Raw genomic sequence first — 19,313 nt, forward strand, 5'->3', positions numbered from 1 at the left:
CCGATGGTAGTGTGGGGTCTCCCCATGTGAGAGTAGGACATCGTCAAGCGCCTTATACTGGCTGACTGTGTAAATAGTACACAGACGGCCCAAAAGAACCCCGCTTCCATGAAGCGGGGTTTTTTTATGCTCGGGATTTAGAAATTATGGAGTCAAGCAGGTTATCCGGAGCTATTTACCTGCTATCTGTGGGTATGATGCTCTCTGCTGAGATAAAAGTTTTTGTGAAGTTAATCCGGCTCGTAGGAAATCACCTGCTATTCAGGTTAATATGTGTGAATCCAACTTATTATGGAATAAGGTCACTTTATCAAAATGAGCGAAAATTCAGGACATTCCCCCGAGCTTGAAAGCATGGTCCAGCAGATGGTTCAGGGTTCTGTAGATAAGATGAAGGCAGAGCTTGTAGCTTATATCGATAAGAAGTTTGAAATAGCCGCACTCACTTCAGACTCCTCCGGTGCTTCAAATACAGAGGAAACGGAGGATTCTGATCCGATTACACTCAGTATGATCATGTTGCAGATTGCGGCTATTTTTGAAAAGTTTGGCCACTATGATGAAATTTATCGCACCTATGGTATTGAAGCGGATGCTTTCCAGGATGAGTGCAATGAAGTCCTTGACCTGATGCGTTACCAGGTTGAGCAAGTTGAATCTCAGCTGAAGGATTTCCAGAATCGCCTGCATATTGAGGAGAGTGGTGGCGAGTCAGCCGTTCGGCATAACGCTGAGATGCAGGAGAAATTTGAGATTCTGTCTAAAGATGTTCAGGAGAGCATTAGCCAGTTTGATCAATACATTGATACTCAGCTTAAGCAGTTTGAAGATATGCCTCAGTTGCTGGAGCGTTTACAGCAGGAGCTGGCCAGTAAGCAGGGTAAGAGTGAGTCTCTGGTCAGGCTACAGGAACATAAGTCTGAAATGATTGCGAAGATTAAAGCAGCTGTTGAAGAGTTGAATCTGCAGCTGCCGAAGGTTGTAAGCGCGCAGATTGAAAAAGCCCTGAAGGACTGATTTCGAATCGTTCATAATATTAAAACCTCAGAGTTGATTTCTGAGGTTTTTATTTCGACGGCTTTTATTGCTCTGGGGTAAGAGCGATAGGAAGTAAGTTATTTGATTCAGCAAAATGTGCGAGACGCCCATCTTTTTTGATATCAGTGACAAACTGATTAACCCGTTTTAACCACTCAGGCTGCCCCTTTCTGACAGCATAGGCGTATTGGAACTGTCGAGTTGGTGATTTTGGTTCTAAAAGGGTTGCCCAGTCGTACACCTTGATCATCTTCTGGCCATAGGGGTAGTCGGCGATAAAGACATCGGCCCGGCCTGACCTGACTTCAATTTCCCGTTGGCTGTGTTTGATCACGGTCATCAGTTCTGCATTACGAAGATTGTTTCGCATGGCATTTTCCATATAAGTTCCTTTCTGAACGCAAACAACGACTCCTTCCTGGTCCATGGACTCCCAGCTGGTTACAACGGGGTTGGTTTTGCTGGCAATACCGTACATACCGCTACTCAGATAAGGCTCGCTGTAATCAATGCGCTTTGCACGGGCTTCTGTTTTGCCGATACCAAACATAGCAATATCGCATCTGTCTTGTTCAATATCATCCATGAAGATGCCGAAGTGAGTGGGCACATACTTAATATCAACTCCCAGGTCCCGTGCAAACTCTTTAGACAGGTCTATATCAATACCTTCAAGTTGGCCTGTTTTCTTGTTTTTGTAGGAGATAGAGAAATAATCGGGCCAGATGCAGACCCGAAGTATGCCGGCTTTAGCGATGCTCTGCTCACGGGAAGATTCAGCATAAGCCTGTTGCGTAACAAATAGATTAAAGAACAGGAAAAGAAGTACCAAACCAAGTAAGATTCGGCTGTTATTCTGTTTTGTCTCAAAGTGTCTGGTTTGTTGTTTCATTGAGAATGACCTTTTCCCTAACGTTGTCATGTTGTTGAATGTAACTGGCTGCCATTTTATTGCTTTTATTCGGGTGTGATTTGATTAATAGCCTGTCCCTGCTGAAAAGCGCCCTGATTCGTCAAAAATGGATTTTTGGCGGCGCGACTCTTGTTTTAGCCTTTTTCTGGTTTGTATTACAACACACCATTGACCGGGGCGTCTCCCGAAGTCTTGCAGAACAGGATTCGAGTAACGCGCTCCTGGCCCATGCTCTGGAAGACTCTGTCGTACGCTCATTTCAGTCGGTTAACAGTACGATGATGAGCCTGGTGGAGAGTCTGCCTCAGCTTGAGGGGCGCTTTGAAATTGAAAATGTTCTCAGAGAGCGCCTAAGGACATCTCCTCAGCTCAGGTCGCTCGACCTGTTAAACGCCAATGGCACAATCCAGGCCACGGTGACACGAAACGTAGGTACTAATCTGAGCTACTCCTGTGTTGAGCGCTTGAGAGCGGATGTTATGGCGGAGTTTATTATCGGATTGCCTGAGCCTGGCCGCTATCCGAATGATCCGTTTGCAAACCGAAGTGCTTTGAGCCATATCCCTCTCTGTATGCCGATCACAGATGAGAAGGGCCAGTTGCAGAATATACTGATGGCGTCCATTAACCCTCAATATTTTGGCAATTTGTTTAGTTCGGTTGGGGATACTCTGGGGTCTTATGTCCATCTTTATCGTTATGATGGTGAGCTTCTTCTGGGACATCAGCAGGCTTTGCCTGATATCAGAGAACTTTTGCCACGGGTAAAGGAAACCAGCTGGGGGCAGTATCGTGAATCTATTGATGGCCAGAATTATCTTATCAGTTATCGCTCTACATCTTTGCTGCCTTTAATAACGATTCTGATTTCTGATGAGAAAAGTGCTTTGGCCTCATGGAAGCACGATGAACGCATGATCAGACTTTTTCTTCTGGCCGCATCGATAGTGACCGTTATTGTCGCGCTAACTATCGCTCTTCTGTTGGAGAAACGGCGGATGGTACAGGGGGATAATATTTTGCTTAGTACCGCGATCAGAAGCGCGGCTAATGCTGTTTTTATCACGAATCGCTCTGGCGATATTCACTGGATTAATAAGGCATTTACACGGCTGACAGGCTACAGTTTTGAAGAGGTTAAAGGTAAGAACCCTAAGATTCTGAATTCGGGTTTTCACTCCAGAGATTTTTTCAGGGATCTGTGGAGTTCTATCCTGGCTGGAAAAAGCTGGCGGGGTGAGCTGATCAACCGCCATAAAAATGGTCACAGTATGACGGTTGAACAGACGGTGACCCCTATCCTTGATGAAAGAGGTGTGGCGGAGCATTTCGTTGCAGTACATGAGGATGTGTCGGCCCGTAAGAGTGCAGAGCAAAAAGCCCTTTTTTTAGCTGATCATGATCCTTTAACGACTCTCCCGAATCGTCGTTATTTTGAGCAAAGGCTATATCAACTGTTTCAGGATGAGTCACTGGACCTTATTTCGATTTTTTTCATTGATTTGGATCGCTTCAAGGAGATCAATGACACCATGGGGCATGAGGCAGGGGATGCCCTCTTAGTCCATACATCAGATAATCTCAGAAGTATCTTATCGGAGAACTGCCTTCTTGCCCGCCTTGGTGGTGATGAGTTTGCTGTGCTGACCTCGCACAATGACGATTATGAAAGTCAGGCTCGTCTTGCGGAATTGATTATTAGTGCTGTAGCGCGCCCCTTTCATTATGGTGACGGAGTCTTTAGTGTGACCTGTAGCGTTGGTATTGCAATGGGGGGGTATTCCGCTCTGGATGCCTCCATGATGCTGCGTCAGGCTGATATGGCAATGTACCGGGCAAAGCATGATGGAAAGAATACTTATCGTTTCTTTGATAAGGCGATGGACGCGTTAATGAAACGTCGGGTTTTTCTGCAGCAACAACTTGAGTTAGCGGTTCATCGGGAGAAAGACCTGAGTTTAAGGTTCCAACCCCAGGTTGATGCTGCTACAGGGCAGGTTTATGGTGCAGAAGCCCTTTTACGCTGGGAAATTTCAGCTGGTGAGTGGGTTTCTCCAGCGGAGTTCATTACCCTGGCTGAAGAGACAGGACAAATACTGGAGATTGGTTCCTGGCTGATGGAAAACCTGTTTCAGCAGATGGCGATCTGGAATGCGAAAGGTTTTCTGTTTGGCAAAATCTCGATGAACATCTCATCGGTTCAACTTGCCCGTGATACTTTGGCGCAACGCTTACTTAACCTGATGGATAAGTTTTCGATACCCTATAGCCAGATTTGTGTTGAGATCACGGAAACGACACTGATGGCTGACTCTGAGATGGTGACAGAAAATCTGAAGCGCCTGAAGCAGGCAGGCATAACACTATCAATTGATGATTTTGGAACTGGCTACTCTTCAATGAGCTATCTGAAAGCTTTGGATGCTGACCATTTAAAGATCGATCGTAGCTTTGTGATTGGCATTGGTGCTAATGAATCTGATGAGCACATTGTCAGAGCGACTATGGCGTTAGCCCATAGCCTGGGTATGGAAACCGTGGCAGAAGGGGTTGATAGTGAGGAGCAGTTGACGTTTTTGCAGAAATTATCCTGTGACTATATTCAGGGGTATCTGTTTGCCAAGCCATTAAAGGCTGATGACTTTGAACATTTTGTCAAAGAGCGCCAATGGGCAATAAATACATCAGAGGATGGTATAGATGATTAAAGGTTTTTGGTTTTTTCTGTGTATATTTCTGGGGTTGCCAGCATCTGTTAGTGCTGAAGAAATTGGCTCTGTCAGTACTGTTTTTAAGATGTTGGGACCCAATCATAAAATTGTGATTGAAGCTTTTGATGACCCTGATATATCGGGTGTTAGCTGCTGGCTTGCCAGGGCCAAAACCGGTGGTATCAGTGGCGGTCTGGGATTGGCTGAAGACCCTTCGGATGGTTCAATCGCTTGCCGTCAGGTCGGAAAAATCACCCTGCCATCTGACCTGGAGGATGGCGAAAAAGTGTTTAACAAGCGCACGAGTCTGGTGTTCAAAAGCCTACAGGTTGTGCGCTTCTATGATGAGCGTCGCCACACTCTGATCTACCTTGTTTATTCTGACAAGGTGATTGAGGGATCACCAAAGAACTCAATCTCTGTGGTGCCTATTCAGAATAATTTTTAGTCTGTACCGACAACTAAAACAATAATAAAGGATAACGTGTTATGTCTGAGTCAACCTCCCTGGGATCGGATTCTAAGCCGCTGAATGGACTTAAAATACTTGATTTCAGCACGCTTTTACCAGGTCCCTATGCATCTATGATTATGGCTGAGCTGGGTGCTGAAGTGCTTCGGGTTGAATCCCCCAGCCGCCCGGATTTAGTCAAAGGTCTGGAGCCCCGGATTGATGGCGTTTCAGCGGCATACCGTCAGCTGAATGATAAGAAGTCCGTCTGCTATCTTGATTTGAAAACGCCAGAGGCTGTTAACGAAGTTAAGGCCCTGGTTAAAGACTACGATATTGTTCTGGAGCAGTTCCGTCCGGGGGTTATGGATCGCCTTGGTGTTGGCTATCAGGCTTTGCGGGAAATCAATGCACAGCTCATTTACTGCAGTATCACAGGTTACGGTCAAAGTGGGCCGTATCGTGACCGTGCTGGCCATGATATTAATTACCTGGCGTTAAGTGGTCTCGCTGACTACAGTCGGCGGAAAGGGCAGGCCCCTGTGCCTCAGGGAATGCAGATTGCAGATCTTTCCGGGGGCTCCCATCAGGCTGTGATGGCGATTCTCGCAGCTGTGATACAGAGGCAGCTGCAGGGAAGAGGGCAGTATCTTGATATTAGTATGACAGATGCCGCATTTTCACTGAATGGGATGGCAGGAGCTGCTGCGCTTGCTGGAGGCGAGCAACCAGAGGCTGAAACAGGTTGGCTTAATGGTGGGACTTTCTACGATTATTATGCGACATCTGACGGTCGTTATATGGCGGTAGGGAGCCTGGAACCTCAGTTCCAGCAGAGGCTACTTAAGGCTCTGGGCCTAAGCGCACTGGCTGATAAGTGTGCTGACTTCAGTGCTGAGTGTCAGTTTGACGTTAAGACTGCGATACAGGATGCATTTTTGTCGCAGTCTTTTGATTACTGGTGTCAGTGTTTTGCTCAGATAGATGCTTGTGTGGAGCCTGTTTTAACGTTTCAGGAAGCTGCAGAGCATCCGCAGTTAACCGCGAGAAATATGGTTAAACAAGGGCAATATACCCCTCAACTAGCCCCTGCATTTACTTTTTGTGAGTGATTAGCACATGCATCTGGGGTGATAGAGCGCTGTTCTTCCCCCGGATTCTCTTACGTAAATTTAACCCAACCCTATTCATAAAACGCTATGATCAGTTAAATGCTTCCGACAACTGCTGTACTGATTGTGTTATTTCAGTCTCACTTAATGCACCAAAGCCAAAACGAAGGTGTGTCGGTGAAATCTGGTCGTCGGTGTACAAAGTGTTTAACGTCGAGTCTTTGCCTGGTAGGCTATCTAATGATTTCCCGTTAACGAGATTTGAAATATCGATCCATATAGCCATTCCACCAGTGGGCAATGTAAAAGAAATCTTATCGCCAAAAATGCGCTTAAATTCTTCTGCCGCAAAGTTCCGTCTGGCTTCATATTGCTTGCGTATTTTTCTAATATGACGTTGAACCTCCCCTGACTCCATAAGCTCTGAAAGAACGACCTCTGACAAGGTATTACCTTGCCTGTCGATCAGTATGATCTCCTGTGCTGCTCTTTCGATAAATTGAGAATCTGCTGCGATGTAACCAAGCCTTAGCCCTGGTGCAAAAACTTTCGACATAGAGCCGATATGTACGACGTTTTCTGAGTTAGGGAGGCTGGCAAGTGGAGGAATAGGGTTGGTCTCATAATGAAATTCGTGATCGTAGTCATCCTCCAGTACCGCAAATTTAAATGTTTTAGAGAGCTCTAGCAGAGCCAGCCTTCTATCCATTGGTAAGCAGACAGTGGTTGGGTATTGATGATGTGGTGTAACGTAAATGGCAGCAACCGTATGCTCGGTTAATATTTCGCGCAGATGCTCGATGTCTAAGCCGTGCTGGTCCAGCCTGCAGCTTATGACTTTGAAACCGTTCGACTCAAATGCAGCCCTGGCCGGCAAATAGCAAAGCTCCTCCATCACGATTGCGCCTTTGCCTGGGTCAAGCACTCTGGAAGCGAGATAAATACCCATTTGACTGCCTCTGACAATACAGACTTGCTCAGCGGTACAGTTCATAAACCGATCGCCGGATAACATTTTCCTGACCGACTGACGCAATTCGATAGTGCCCCTTGGGTCACCATATCCGAGTTTTGAGTGACGGCTCAGGTTTATACACACTCTTCGGTAGGTTCTGGCGAGTAACTCATAGGGTATCAGGCGGGAATCGGGGGTTCCGTCATTGGGGGTAGCTGCACTGTTATAAGAGCAAACGGCATCCTGGTACAGCAGTTCAACCAGCTCAGAGGGTGATTTTGCTTTGTGCGTGCTATTGACCAAGTCCTGGTCTGAACTTGTAAGACCTTGCTCGGGAAGTATCTCTGAAACATAGGTTCCTGATCTGGGGCGAGTCACTAGCCACCCCTGGACCTCCAGTTCTTCATATACCTGCTGGACTGTTTTCCGGTTAACGCCGAGCTGCTCAGCCAGAGAGCGTGACCCAGGCAGCATACTACCGGGTGTTAATCGCCCGTCTTTGATATCGGTCGTCAATTTATTCAGTAGTTTTGAATGCAGAGTCTTACCCGGACTGTCTTCCAGCCAGAACTGTGTTTCCCAAGGTCTTAGCATCGTCGTCTCTATTTGGGCCATTAAAAATATAAATACTGGATCTTAATTTGGGTCCAGTTTAGCTATATCGTGTCTGCATTGTCAAAACTGCTTTGAGGAGACACTACATGAAGACAGCCAACAAAACGAAACGGGAGCTGATGCAAAGCGCAGAGAGCGATATGCAGAAGCTTATTAAAGACATGGGGCTATCGGATAGAGAAAAGCTGGCACTGACCTGCCGTATTCTATTTGATAAGGGCCACGATTCAGGCTTAGCCGGTCAGATTACCTGTCGTTCTGAGCAAAATAATACGTTCTTAACGCAACGTTTTGGTTTGGGGTTTGATGAAATTACAGCGGAAAACTTAATCGCTGTAGATCAGGATCTCAAACCGACAAACGGCGAGGGGATGCCGAATCCGGCAAATCGTTTTCACACCTGGATTTATAAAGAACACCCGGACGTTAATTGTATTATTCATACGCACCCAACCTATATCGCTGCGCTGTCCATGCTGGAAGTGCCTTTGATTATTTCTCATATGGACACAAGTGGGCTATACGGTGATTGCTCTTTTGTGGCGGATTGGCCCGGTGTACCCGTCGGTAATGAAGAGGGCGTCTTAATATCGAAAGCCCTTGGTGATAACCGTGCTGTTTTCCTTGCCCATCATGGTCAGCTCGTTACAGGCAGAAATATCGAAGAAGCCTGCAATCTCGCCATTCTGATTGAGCGAGCTGCAAAGTTACAACTTTTGGCGATGTCTGCGGGAGAGATTAAGCCGTTACCGGCAGAGCTGGCACAAGAAGCGCATGACTGGACCTCTACGGACAAGCGAAACAAGGTCAATTTTGCGTACTACGCGAGACAAGCTCTGAAAAACCACCCTGATTGTATATGAGGAAAAATTTATGAAATTATCAGGAATTATCGGTTACCCGGTTACACCGTTCAGCCATGACAATAAGAGCGTTGATTTAGGCAAACTTGGCCAGGTCATTGATATATTACTTGAGGCAAAGGTCGGCGCTATTGCGGCTTTGGGTAGTGCAGGTGAAGCTGCCTATTTAAGTGAATCCGAATGGAAGCAAGTCGCCGAATATACGGTGAAGTATGTTAACGGAAAAGTACCTGTGGTCATCGGTGTGGCTGAACTTACCACTGCACAAGCGATTAACTATACCAGGTATGCATATGAGATTGGTGCGAGCATGATCATGCTCTCCCCCTTTTCATACTACAAGTTGAGTGAGCAAGAGATTTACTCTCACTATGAAGCTGTGTCGAATGCTACGCCTTTACCCATCATGATTTACAACAACCCTGCAACCTGCGGCGTTGATATGTCGCCAGAATTTATGTTGAAAATGGTTGATGGTATTCAGAACGCATCCATGATTAAGGAAAGCTCGGGTGATATTCAGCGTATGCATAAAATTTACAAACTATCGAACGGGAAGGTGCCTTTTTTCAATGGTTGCAATCATATGGCATTGGAAGCGCTTAATGCCGGTGCCAGCGGCTGGTGTACGGCTGCCCCTTGCTTAATCGGAGATCGGCCGAAACAGCTGTTTGAGGCTGTTAAGGAAGGTAAGAGCGAGCAGGCAAAAGCACTTTTTTATCAGCAGTATGAGTTTCTTGAATTTATTGTGACTTCAGGCTTAGCCGCTGCGGTTAAATCGGGCCTGGAGCTTCAGGGTAATGGTATCGGTGATCCAAGAAAACCTTTGCAACCTCTGGGGAGAGCGGAAAGAAAACGTTTGCAAGGTTTGTTAACAGAGTTTGTTTGATCATCATAAGGAAAGGCTTTCAAAGGGAGTTGAAAGCCTTAAAGTAGGCATCCTGTCTTGCTATGCCCCCCACTTTTCGCACCAGTATAGACCCTTATAGGGCCTGTGCCCTGGCTTGCCTTCCGCATGTGATTGGAACCGGGATATCACAAAAGTCTCTTGCCTTTTCTCATCTGAAGCGCCTCCTGAATCGTCAGTAAACCCTTAATTGTGTATAGCACTGAGACCAGTGAAATAGCCTCTGATTGTGATCAATCAAACCAATCTGGCATCACACCTGACTGCTTGGAAACGAGCTGTGAATGCATCTGATCTCCTGTGGTCAGGAGTCCTTGAGGTGCCCGGTAAATTCAGCCAAAACACAATTAAATAATCATTGATTGTTTATGAAGTCGAGATCAGCGAAAATAGCCGCAAATTACGATTAACACGACGGATTTGCCCCGTTAAGCGCTGAAAAAGTACTTCCGAAGGCGTGAGCAAATCCGTGTACAAATTAAAAGATTGCTTAATGTCGAATCCAACCGTTCTTAATGAAACCAGTAAGCGCCGCACCTTTGCTATTATCTCTCACCCTGATGCGGGTAAAACGACCATCACCGAAAAACTCCTGCTGCTGGGTAACCTGATCCAGACAGCGGGTACAGTAAAAGGTAAGAAAAGTGATCGCCATGCGACGTCTGACTGGATGAGCATGGAGCAGGAACGTGGTATTTCGATCACGTCATCTGTGATGCAGTTCCCCTACAATGACCGGATGGTTAATCTGCTGGATACACCGGGGCATGAAGATTTCTCAGAAGACACTTACCGTACTTTGACCGCCGTAGATTCTGCGTTGATGGTGGTCGATGGCGCTAAAGGTGTTGAGGATCGCACCATTAAACTGATGGATGTTTGTCGTCTGCGTGATACGCCGATTTTCTCGTTTGTGAACAAGATGGACCGGGATATTCGCGATCCGGTCGAGTTGCTGGACGAGATTGAGGCGGTCCTTAAAATTCAGGCTGCCCCCATCAACTGGCCGATTGGCATGGGTAAAGAGTTTAAGGGGGTTTATAACCTCTATACGGATACCGTACATATTTTTACACCCGGCAAAGGCCATACATTGCCGGAAGATCTTCGTATTGAGGGGCTGGATACCGATGAAGCCCGGGCGTTGATTGGTGATGAATATGATGACTTTGTCGAAGAGATGGAGCTGGTACGGGATGCTACCCATAAGTTTGACTCTGAAGCATTTCTGGCGGGTAAGTTAACCCCTGTGTTTTTTGGTACTGCGCTGGCTAATTTTGGTGTCCGTGAGATGCTGAATAATTTTGTGGAGTGGGCTCCGTCACCGATTCCCCGGCAGACTGAAACCAGAGAGGTTGCTCCTACCGAGGAGAAGTTCTCTGGATTTATCTTTAAGATTCAGGCGAATATGGATCCGAAACACCGTGACCGAATCGCCTTTATGCGGGTCTGTTCCGGCAGTTACCGTCGCGGTATGAAGATGAAGCATGTGCGTAGTGGCAAGGATGTCAAAATTGCTGATGCGGTGACGTTTCTGGCCGGTGATCGTGAGAACGTGGAGGAGGCCTGGTCCGGTGATATTATTGGTTTACATAACCACGGTACTATTCAGATCGGAGATACCTTCACTGAAGGAGAGGCTCTGAAGTTTACCGGTATTCCGCACTTTGCCCCGGAGATGTTCCGTAGAGTTCGGGCTGTCGATCCACTGAAAACCAAGCAACTGCAGAAAGGGCTTAAACAGCTCTCAGAAGAGGGCGTCGTGCAGTTGTTTATGCCGATGAACAATAATGATCTGATTCTGGGTGCCGTGGGACAGCTACAGTTTGATGTGGTTGTTTTCCGTCTTAAGGATGAATACAAAGTAGACTGTATGTACGAGCCGGTGAATGTTCAGACGGCTCGCTGGGTTGAGTGTGACGATCAGAAGATGCTGGATGAGTTTCGTCGTAAGAACAGTGATAACCTTGGGTACGATGGTGCTGAGCTGCTAACCTATCTGGCACCGAGTCGTGTCAACCTGTCGTTGGCGCAAGAGCGCTTCCCGGACGTTGTGTTCCGTGCAACCCGGGAACACTGATTCCCATCCTATGGTTTCAGAAACCACCTCGCTTTTAAAGCCAGGTGGTTTTTTTATATCTGGTGTCTGGCCCGGAGAGTCTTTGACTGTGAATAGATGGCTTGATCGTATAGTCTTTTGTGGCACAGAAAAGATACCGTCAAACAGCCATAATAGCGGCATAATGGTATTCATCTATGACGATAATAATGATTAAATCTGGGGTTCTTTATGCTGACTGACAGCCACTGCCATCTCGATTTTAATGTGTTCCATCACGACCGGGCGATCCAGCTACATCAGGCATTTTCTGCGGGTGTACGGCGTATTGTAGTGCCATCTGTTGCGAGGCAATACTGGCAGCGTACGTTACAGCTCAGCGGCGAATTTTGCGGTGTTCGGTTATACCCTGCGCTTGGACTACATCCCTTTTTTATAGCGGAGCACAGTAAAAACGATCTGAATATATTGGATAGCTTACTGGCGCAATACTCCGGGCGGATTGCTGGCGTTGGTGAGATAGGGCTGGATTTTTCCAAGAAAAAGTATGATGAAGAATCTGTGCTACAGGACAGCAAAGAGCAGCAGCTGGAACTGTTTGAGGGGCAGCTTATGCTGGCACAAAAGCATAAGTTGCCGGTTATTCTGCATGTGGTGAAAGCCCATGATCAGACGCTGAAGCTCCTCAGGCAATACCCGGATGTTAACGGTGTTGTGCATGCTTATTCCGGTAGCTTGTCTCAGGCGGAGCAGTACATTAAGCAAGGTTTTAAGATTGGTGTCGGTGGAGCGATAACCTGGCCAACAGCGAAGAAGAAACGTGAGCTGTTTGCCCTGCTACCTCTTGAAAGTCTGGTTCTGGAGACGGATGCCCCGGATATGGCCCCGGATGGTCTGAAGGGGCAGCGTAACACCCCTGATCAGGTTGCCTTGATCGCACGGTTCCTGGCTGAATGCCGTGATGAGCCAGAGAGTCTTATCCATAGAGTGACGAGCGACAATGTGGAGCAGGTTCTTCAACTTACTGATCCCTGTTCACCCTAAATCAGGGGCGCGAATGCAGATAGTCCATTATCTATAAAAGTCTTTTAAAAGACTGTTTTTACTGCGGTTGTCAAAAAAGGCTGCTGAGGGTAATGTTTGCCGGTCTTGATTAAGGGATAAAGAGCATGGCTCAGGAAAAAGTACAGTTTCAGTCGTCGGCATCGGCATTGCGGGCTTTGAAAGTAGGTAAGCGGAATCCCAACTGGGTCGATGCTGCGGAGTATCTTATTAATAAAGCATCGCCGGAGGTCAAGTTGTTACTTGAGGCTGCCCGGGAGATAGAGCGTCAGAAGATGCGTGGTGAACTGCCGGGGGATAGCAGTGAACATAAAGTCACCCGCTCTTTGTTCAGTACAGGGCAGTGGGTCATTATGGGGTTAGTTGGCGCCGTTTTCACAGGCCTGTTGATCTGGATTGCCTCTCAGATTGGTATCGCGGTGTGCTGAGAAAAAAAGAAGCCAAGGTGGGAAACCCTGGCTGCTTTGAATCATAAGATGCCGTCAGATACTAACGCAGTAATATCTCTCCGGCTTCAAGGTAGAAGGTTGCTTTACCGAAGTCTTCCTTAAGAATCCTTCCTGTATCGGCAATCACAATATTACAACCGGAGTACGCTTTTTTGAGAGCTTTTACCCTGGCTTTGCGGCGTGACTGCATTTCCTGCTCTAACTCCTGACGCCTTTGCTCCAGGGCGATCATTGCCCGGCGGGTTGTGTCCCGTGCCTGTATGATCTGTTCCTTTTTTTCAGGGGATATACGGCGTTTTTCTTCCCGAATGCGGTTGATCAGTGCTTTTAACTGTTTTGTTTGCTCCGCACCTTCTTTTAACTTCTGCTGAACACTGCTCATTTCGTCACGTACAGCATCCAGAGGGCCTACTTCGAGAATTGTAGGTACAGATGCCAACGTGCCGAGCTGACCGGCCTCAATATAGTCTGTGGCCAATACATGACCGCCAACTAACTGCCCTGCGCCGGAAAGTTTAACGGAGTTCGATGCCCAGAGGCGGCTATGCATAATCAGTTTTTGAGCCATGATGCTGGCATTACTTTCCACCCAGGCATCCTGAATGAAGCGGGCTTTAATATTTCCTTTGGCCCGAACAACAGCGTTCTCTTTGCTCGGTTGTTCAGCTTTCAGGTTTGGTGATTTCTGCCCAATGATGCCGCCAGCAATCTCAATGTTTCCACCGGATATCACAGTGGAGTTGTCGACCAAACCACCTATTTTAATATCGCCTGTGGCTTCTAAGAGCATACCGGGGTTTACCCCCCGTTTAACCTGCACACTACCGTCGAAGCGAATATTACCTGAGGCCATACTGACTTCGTCGATCTGCAGAGTGTTTTCAATATGAATGCCCTGGTCGGTAAAAACCGGCATGCCTTTAATGGCCGCGACATAGATGCGCCGATCTGCATAGTCCGGACGTATGCTCGGGTTCTGTTTTATTTTTTTCTCTTTGCCATGATATGCTTTAAGTATCTTACCGCTGACTGAGAAGCCATCTTCACCCGGAACTGGCTCCGTCAGTTTGAAAAGAGGTGTCTCCTCAGGTAAAACTGGAAAGTCTCCAAGTTCACGGAAATCCACCTGGTCTTTCGTTCCCTTCAGGACGAGGGGGCGTCGCTCAGACATCTCTTCAATTAAGGGAATAAGCTCTCCATCGGCTCCGTCTTTTGGCTTCTGACCAAATGCGACTAAGTAGCAGCAGGTCTCAGTTATATTCTGAATACCTTCAGCTGAGAAAAGTTGGTCAACAAGGCTTGTATCTATACCCCGTAGAATACGGTTTTTTTGCATCGCCTGGTCAAAGGCTTCCCGTGAAGGTGGGAGTCCCTTACCCAAGGGCGGGGTGATCTCAACACCGGCCAGGGTTTGATCGGGAGAAACATAAACATGAATTTCGGAATCAATAGGGCCGCCAATCTCGATTTCGAAGCTACGACGCTGTTCTATACCTCGGGAAAGATCACTCAGACGATCTTCGAAAAGTGGGAAGTCGTCTTCACTAAAACCCTGTTCAGCAACCATCTGGCGGATCGCTTCAACGGAGATGGTGATTACTTGTGGTCCTGGTTTGAAACGAGCTGTCAGGCGGTTGCCTTGCTCGTTAACAAAGAGTTCCAGCCCGGTTTGGTTCTGTTCTGCATCGGTTTCTGTTGTTATTGTACCTGCAGCGGTGTTCTCAGGATCGCTTCCTGTGTTGCCTGCAACATCCATATTAGCCTGACTATCGTTGTTATCATTCGGGTTCATAGCGTTAGATTGCCCTAGGGGTAAGCACACTTAATTGACTGACTTCATCATAAAGTGTATTCATATTCCACACTTATAATGGACTGACAACTTTTTTTTACCATTGTGTGACCTATATTAACGAAAGATAAAGTGTATTTACTACTCCCTTTTTGATCGTTTTTGATAAACACTAAGTTTAATTTTGATTTGTTATTTTTCTGTATTAATCTTCTTGTGAAATAAAGGGGTTAGCGTAGTCAAGGTTGTTTTTTCAGGTTATGATCTCTACAAATCGTACGCGCTGATCTCCGTTGCGTCCAAAGTGGCTTTTTATAAAGCATCGTTCATGCAGTGCTGGTCAGGGATCGACATCCCTGGGGTGTAGAAAGTGTCAAAGCAGGTTATAAGAAAGGTTTAAAGGTATTTAATGGCTGATTCATCTAAAGCTCGCGAGTTACGCTTTAAAAGGCTGCTGGGAATTGTACTCTTGTCTGAGCTGATGTCCGGTAAGCGTAATCTGTTGAATGCGATGCTGGATAAAGGCACCATGATGGAGAAAGACCGTAAAGAGTTGGAGCTGCCTCCTTTGCCTCATAATGCCTGGCAAGGGCTGCCCCTTAAGCAGCAACTTCGTAAAGCCCGTCTTGAATCAGCGATTCTTGCTTTGGCGGAAGACCGCACGGTTAACCCTAAGAAAAAACTGGTATATCAAGATCACATCTATGCGCCTTCCCAATCTTCTGCCAATGGCCGTGATTCCTGATTTTTTTCTTTTTTTTTGCCTCTGGCTATACCTTCGATTATCAGACTATCGCATAATTAGCACCCTATTAAACTGGGCTTGCGCCCAGTACCTGACTTTTATTTATGCGTTTTCTATATCCGAGGGGTCCTATGACAGTCCATGTAATCAAACATCCACTGGTTCAGCACAAGCTGGGGCTGATGCGTCAATACGGCATCAGTACAAAAAGTTTTCGTGAGCTGTCATCAGAGGTTGGGACTCTGTTGACTTACGAGGCTACAAAAAGCCTTGAGATGGAACATGTGACCATTAAAGGTTGGGATGGTTCTGATATTCAGGTCGAGCACATCAAGGGTAAGAAAATTACTGTGGTTCCGATTCTGCGTGCAGGTCTGGGCATGATGGACGGCGTGATGAAGTTGATCCCCAGCGCCAAGGTGAGTGTTGTTGGCCTGCAACGAAACGAAGAAACACTGGAGCCTGTGCCCTATTTTGAAAAGCTGGTTGGTAAAATTGATGAACGCCTGAGCCTTGTGATTGACCCTATGCTGGCAACCGGTGGCTCAATGATTGCGACCATCGATATGTTAAAAAAAGCGGGCTGTAAAGATATCAAAGTGATTGTTTTGGTTGCGGCCCCTGAAGGTGTGGAGCGCACTTTGGAAGCTCATCCTGATATCGAGATTTTCACGGCATCGGTTGATCATCACCTGAATGAAAAAGGTTATATCATTCCGGGCCTTGGTGACGCTGGCGATAAAATTTTCGGTACGCTTTAACCTTTCTTTCGTTTATCCGTTCTGGGAACGTTAACGATATTAAAAATAATCAGAGTGTGACATGACGACAGAAAATCAGTTCGCTTCTGCGACCTCTCCGAAAACAATTCTTACCGGGGCGCAAATGCTGTTTGTAGCCTTTGGTGCTCTAGTGCTGGTGCCTCTGCTGACCGGCCTTGATCCTAATGTGGCTTTATTTACTGCAGGCTTTGGTACTCTGATCTTTCAGATCGTGACCCGGGGCAGGGTGCCTGTTTTTCTGGCATCTTCTTTCGCTTTTATTGCTCCTATTATTGCCAGTGTTCAAAACTGGGGGATTCCTGCAACCATGGGTGGCTTACTGGCTGCAGGTATTGCTTATCTGATTCTTAGCGCCATTGTACGTGCCAAAGGAGCTGATATTCTGCACCGTATACTGCCCTCTGTGGTTGTCGGGCCTGTGATTATGGTGATTGGGCTGGCGCTGGCACCGGTTGCTGTTAACATGGCAATGGGAAAAACCGGTGATGGATCTGCGGCTTTGGTGGATTACGACAAAGCGATTATCGTTTCGATGTTCTCGCTGGTTGTAACGCTGCTGTTTGCTGTTTTCTCTAAAGGTGTTTTCCGGCTGATTCCTATTCTGGCAGGTGTTGTTGCCGGTTATGTTCTGGCTCTGTTTATGGGAATGGTGAGTTTTGCACCGGTTCATGAGGCTGCCTGGTTTGCAGTGCCGTCCTTTACTATGCCCGAGTTCCACTGGCAGGCGATTCTGTTTATGATTCCTGTTGCTATTGCCCCGGCTATTGAGCATGTCGGAGATATGGTGGCGATCAGCCAGGTAACCGGTAAAGACTATCTGAAAAAGCCGGGACTGCACCGCACGCTGATGGGGGATGGTCTTGCGACGTCTGCAGCAGCAATCTTTGGCGGGCCGCCAAACACGACTTATTCAGAAGTAACTGGCGCTGTCATGCTGACCCGCAACTTTAATCCTATGGTTATGACCTGGGCCGCAGTGTTTGCCATCGTTCTGGCCTTTATTGGTAAAATGGGAGCAGTACTCCAGACAATTCCTGTACCTGTTATGGGTGGCATTATGACTCTGCTGTTTGGCTCCATTGCTGTTGTTGGTATGAATACACTGGTTAAATCCGGTCAGGACCTTACTGCTCCCCGCAATCTGAGCATTATCGCTCTGATTCTGGTATTCGGTATTGGAGGGATGTACATAGGCGGTGGTGAATTCAGCCTTCAGGGTGTGAGCTTATGTGCCATCGTCGGGATTGTACTGAACCTCGTACTGCCAAAGCATCTGGGCGAAGATGAGTAGGTATATGTAGTCATTGGCTCAATCTATGATGGTTGGCAGAATGAAGCTCCCGGTGAGAACCGGGGGCTTTTTTTTGTTGGTTTTTTTAAACAAACTTTGTTGGCTATGTCTGATATTAGATTACACTTTCTCAGTATAGTAATATTAGACATTGTCTATGACGGCTTTTATCTGCTGGATAGGCTGGTTTTAAAGGATTATTTAAACAGATTGTTTGGGGTCAGGGCGGTATTTATATGCAGAATAAAGAGTCAGTTAAGTCACAAGTAAATGTTCAGGAAGATTATTGCATCGCTCGTCAGCCCATTTGTGATGAAAACCTGAAGCTTGCCGCTTATGAACTGCTCTATCGTAATAATACGTCAGCGATTGAGGCTAATGTCAGTAGCCCCCATGAAGCCACTGCCCGGGTTTGTACTGTTGCCTTTATGGATATTGGTATTGATCGCCTTGCGGATAAGCACCCTGTTTTTATTAATATGACAGATGAATGGCTTGTTAGAGGGGATATGCTGCCTGAGCCTGCAGAGCGTATCGTTCTTGAGGTGTTGGAGGATATTAAGCCAACGCCAGAGGTTCTGTCTTCACTTAAAAACCTGCGTTCCAGAGGCTACAAAATAGCGCTGGATGATTTCGTTCTGACCCAGGAAACCAAGGCTTTTCTGCCTTATGCTGACCTGATTAAGCTGGATGTGATGGCTTGTTCTCCTGAGCTTTTGGCAAAACGGGTTGCGATACTCAAACGATTGAAGATACCGCTTCTGGCTGAAAAGGTGGAGACCTGGGATGAGTTTGAGGCTTGTAAAGAAATGGGTTTTACGCTGTTCCAGGGTTATTTCTTATCCAGGCCTGAGACGATGAAGAGCCAGCCCAAATCCGATAGCGGTATCGTACTAACTCAATTGATGGCGATGCTGCATCAGCCAGACCCTGATGTCAGTAAAATTGAGCAGCAGATCTCCCGTGACCCTCAGTTGTACTACCGTATTTTGCGCTATATCAACTCTGCCCAGTACTCTCTGCCCCGGAAAATCGAGAGCCTGAGGCAGGCGATTGTTTTGCTGGGTTTCAATAATCTGAAATCCCTGGTCAGCATGATGGTGCTGGCAGGCTCCAGTCGTCGCGGTGATACTCTGATGCCGATAGCGCTTCTGAGGGCTAAAATGTGTGAGTGTCTGGCGGTAAAAACAGATCAGTCCCCTGTTGAGAGTTATTTCACCGTGGGGCTGTTGTCGATGCTGGATGCTTTTTTTGATCGCCCGCTGCCCTCTATTCTCGAAGACCTGTCGCTTCATCCAAGTGTTGAATCTGCCCTAATCCACTATGAGGGTGCTTTGGGCGGTGCCCTTAAAGTGATTGAAGCTTATGAAAAAGCAGACTGGCCTTTTGTTGAGCAAAGTGATTTTGATCGTCATATGCTGACCGAGTGCTATGTTGAGGCGATGGCCTGGGCCGATGAAGTCGTAGGGGCTGCAATCTAGCGATGCGGGTAGAGGTTAGACCTGGTGGCTGCTTTTAAAGTTGCCCACTGACGCGGCGCACTAAATGGATTAGAATTGTATATCCAT

16 protein-coding genes are annotated in these 19,313 nt (G+C 47.0%); 13 read left to right on the plus strand and 3 right to left on the minus strand.

What is annotated here, in order from left to right:
* The first annotated feature begins 315 nt into the window (after positions 1-315).
* Positions 316-1,017 carry a hypothetical protein gene (locus tag BTA35_RS15490; RefSeq protein WP_139363679.1) on the plus strand — a complete coding sequence of 234 codons (702 nt, stop codon included), beginning with the start codon at positions 316-318 and terminating at the stop codon, positions 1,015-1,017.
* A 64-nt stretch (positions 1,018-1,081) separates the two neighbouring features.
* On the opposite strand, the gene BTA35_RS15495 is transcribed toward BTA35_RS15490, so the two are convergent.
* Positions 1,082-1,930 (minus strand): substrate-binding periplasmic protein, encoded by an 849-nt coding sequence (locus BTA35_RS15495; RefSeq protein ID WP_160055297.1) that lies wholly within the window; start codon positions 1,928-1,930, stop codon positions 1,082-1,084.
* An 80-nt stretch (positions 1,931-2,010) separates the two neighbouring features.
* Here BTA35_RS15495 and BTA35_RS15500 point away from each other — a divergent pair, with 80 nt between their 5' ends.
* Genes BTA35_RS15500 through BTA35_RS15510 form a run of 3 tightly spaced genes read left to right on the plus strand, consistent with a single transcriptional unit; the run spans position 2,011 to position 6,225 of the window.
* Positions 2,011-4,659, plus strand: a complete 2,649-nt coding sequence (locus BTA35_RS15500; protein ID WP_078320729.1) for a bifunctional diguanylate cyclase/phosphodiesterase — start codon at positions 2,011-2,013, stop codon at positions 4,657-4,659.
* Complete coding sequence (locus BTA35_RS15505) at positions 4,652-5,110, plus strand: CreA family protein (protein WP_078320730.1); 459 nt, start codon at positions 4,652-4,654, stop codon at positions 5,108-5,110. The genes BTA35_RS15500 and BTA35_RS15505 overlap by 8 nt, the downstream gene beginning before the upstream one ends.
* Before the next feature lie 41 nt (positions 5,111-5,151).
* On the plus strand, positions 5,152-6,225 hold the full coding sequence (locus BTA35_RS15510) for a CaiB/BaiF CoA transferase family protein (protein WP_078320731.1): 1,074 nt from the start codon (positions 5,152-5,154) through the stop codon (positions 6,223-6,225).
* A gap of 91 nt (positions 6,226-6,316) precedes the next feature.
* Here the strand turns inward: BTA35_RS15510 and pdxR are convergent, their stop codons facing one another.
* Entirely contained in the window at positions 6,317-7,774 is a 1,458-nt protein-coding gene (pdxR, locus tag BTA35_RS15515) for a MocR-like pyridoxine biosynthesis transcription factor PdxR (protein WP_078320826.1), read from the minus strand.
* A gap of 107 nt (positions 7,775-7,881) precedes the next feature.
* On the opposite strand from pdxR, the gene BTA35_RS15520 reads away from it, so the two are divergent.
* The 5 genes from BTA35_RS15520 (at position 7,882) to BTA35_RS15540 (ending at position 13,114) form a co-directional block, all read left to right on the plus strand.
* The gene (locus BTA35_RS15520) at positions 7,882-8,658 is read left to right on the plus strand and encodes an aldolase (RefSeq protein WP_078320732.1); all 777 of its coding nucleotides are present in this window, start codon (positions 7,882-7,884) and stop codon (positions 8,656-8,658) included.
* A gap of 10 nt (positions 8,659-8,668) precedes the next feature.
* Positions 8,669-9,547 carry a dihydrodipicolinate synthase family protein gene (locus tag BTA35_RS15525; RefSeq protein WP_078320733.1) on the plus strand — a complete coding sequence of 293 codons (879 nt, stop codon included), beginning with the start codon at positions 8,669-8,671 and terminating at the stop codon, positions 9,545-9,547.
* A gap of 511 nt (positions 9,548-10,058) precedes the next feature.
* A complete protein-coding gene (locus BTA35_RS15530; protein WP_078320734.1) occupies positions 10,059-11,645 on the plus strand; it encodes a peptide chain release factor 3 in 1,587 nt (528 codons plus the stop codon).
* A gap of 210 nt (positions 11,646-11,855) precedes the next feature.
* Positions 11,856-12,668: a TatD family hydrolase gene (locus BTA35_RS15535; protein ID WP_078320735.1), complete on the plus strand. Its 813-nt coding sequence runs from the start codon at positions 11,856-11,858 to the stop codon at positions 12,666-12,668.
* Between the two features lie 125 nt (positions 12,669-12,793).
* Positions 12,794-13,114 (plus strand): hypothetical protein, encoded by a 321-nt coding sequence (locus BTA35_RS15540; RefSeq protein ID WP_078320736.1) that lies wholly within the window; start codon positions 12,794-12,796, stop codon positions 13,112-13,114.
* 61 nt (positions 13,115-13,175) lie between these two features.
* On the opposite strand, the gene BTA35_RS15545 is transcribed toward BTA35_RS15540, so the two are convergent.
* Positions 13,176-14,927, minus strand: a complete 1,752-nt coding sequence (locus tag BTA35_RS15545; protein ID WP_078320737.1) for a flagellar assembly protein A — start codon at positions 14,925-14,927, stop codon at positions 13,176-13,178.
* A 409-nt stretch (positions 14,928-15,336) separates the two neighbouring features.
* Here BTA35_RS15545 and BTA35_RS15550 point away from each other — a divergent pair, with 409 nt between their 5' ends.
* The 4 genes from BTA35_RS15550 (at position 15,337) to BTA35_RS15565 (ending at position 19,226) form a co-directional block, all read left to right on the plus strand.
* Positions 15,337-15,672, plus strand: a complete 336-nt coding sequence (locus BTA35_RS15550; protein WP_078320738.1) for a hypothetical protein — start codon at positions 15,337-15,339, stop codon at positions 15,670-15,672.
* Positions 15,673-15,803: 131 nt separating this feature from the next.
* The gene (gene upp, locus BTA35_RS15555; RefSeq protein ID WP_078320739.1) at positions 15,804-16,433 is read left to right on the plus strand and encodes a uracil phosphoribosyltransferase; all 630 of its coding nucleotides are present in this window, start codon (positions 15,804-15,806) and stop codon (positions 16,431-16,433) included.
* A gap of 61 nt (positions 16,434-16,494) precedes the next feature.
* Positions 16,495-17,745: a uracil-xanthine permease family protein gene (locus tag BTA35_RS15560; protein WP_078320740.1), complete on the plus strand. Its 1,251-nt coding sequence runs from the start codon at positions 16,495-16,497 to the stop codon at positions 17,743-17,745.
* 236 nt (positions 17,746-17,981) lie between these two features.
* Positions 17,982-19,226 (plus strand): EAL and HDOD domain-containing protein, encoded by a 1,245-nt coding sequence (locus BTA35_RS15565; protein ID WP_078320741.1) that lies wholly within the window; start codon positions 17,982-17,984, stop codon positions 19,224-19,226.
* Positions 19,227-19,313: the final 87 nt, after the last annotated feature.

Source organism: Oceanospirillum linum (assembly GCF_001995095.2).
Classification (GTDB): domain Bacteria; phylum Pseudomonadota; class Gammaproteobacteria; order Pseudomonadales; family Halomonadaceae; genus Oceanospirillum; species Oceanospirillum linum.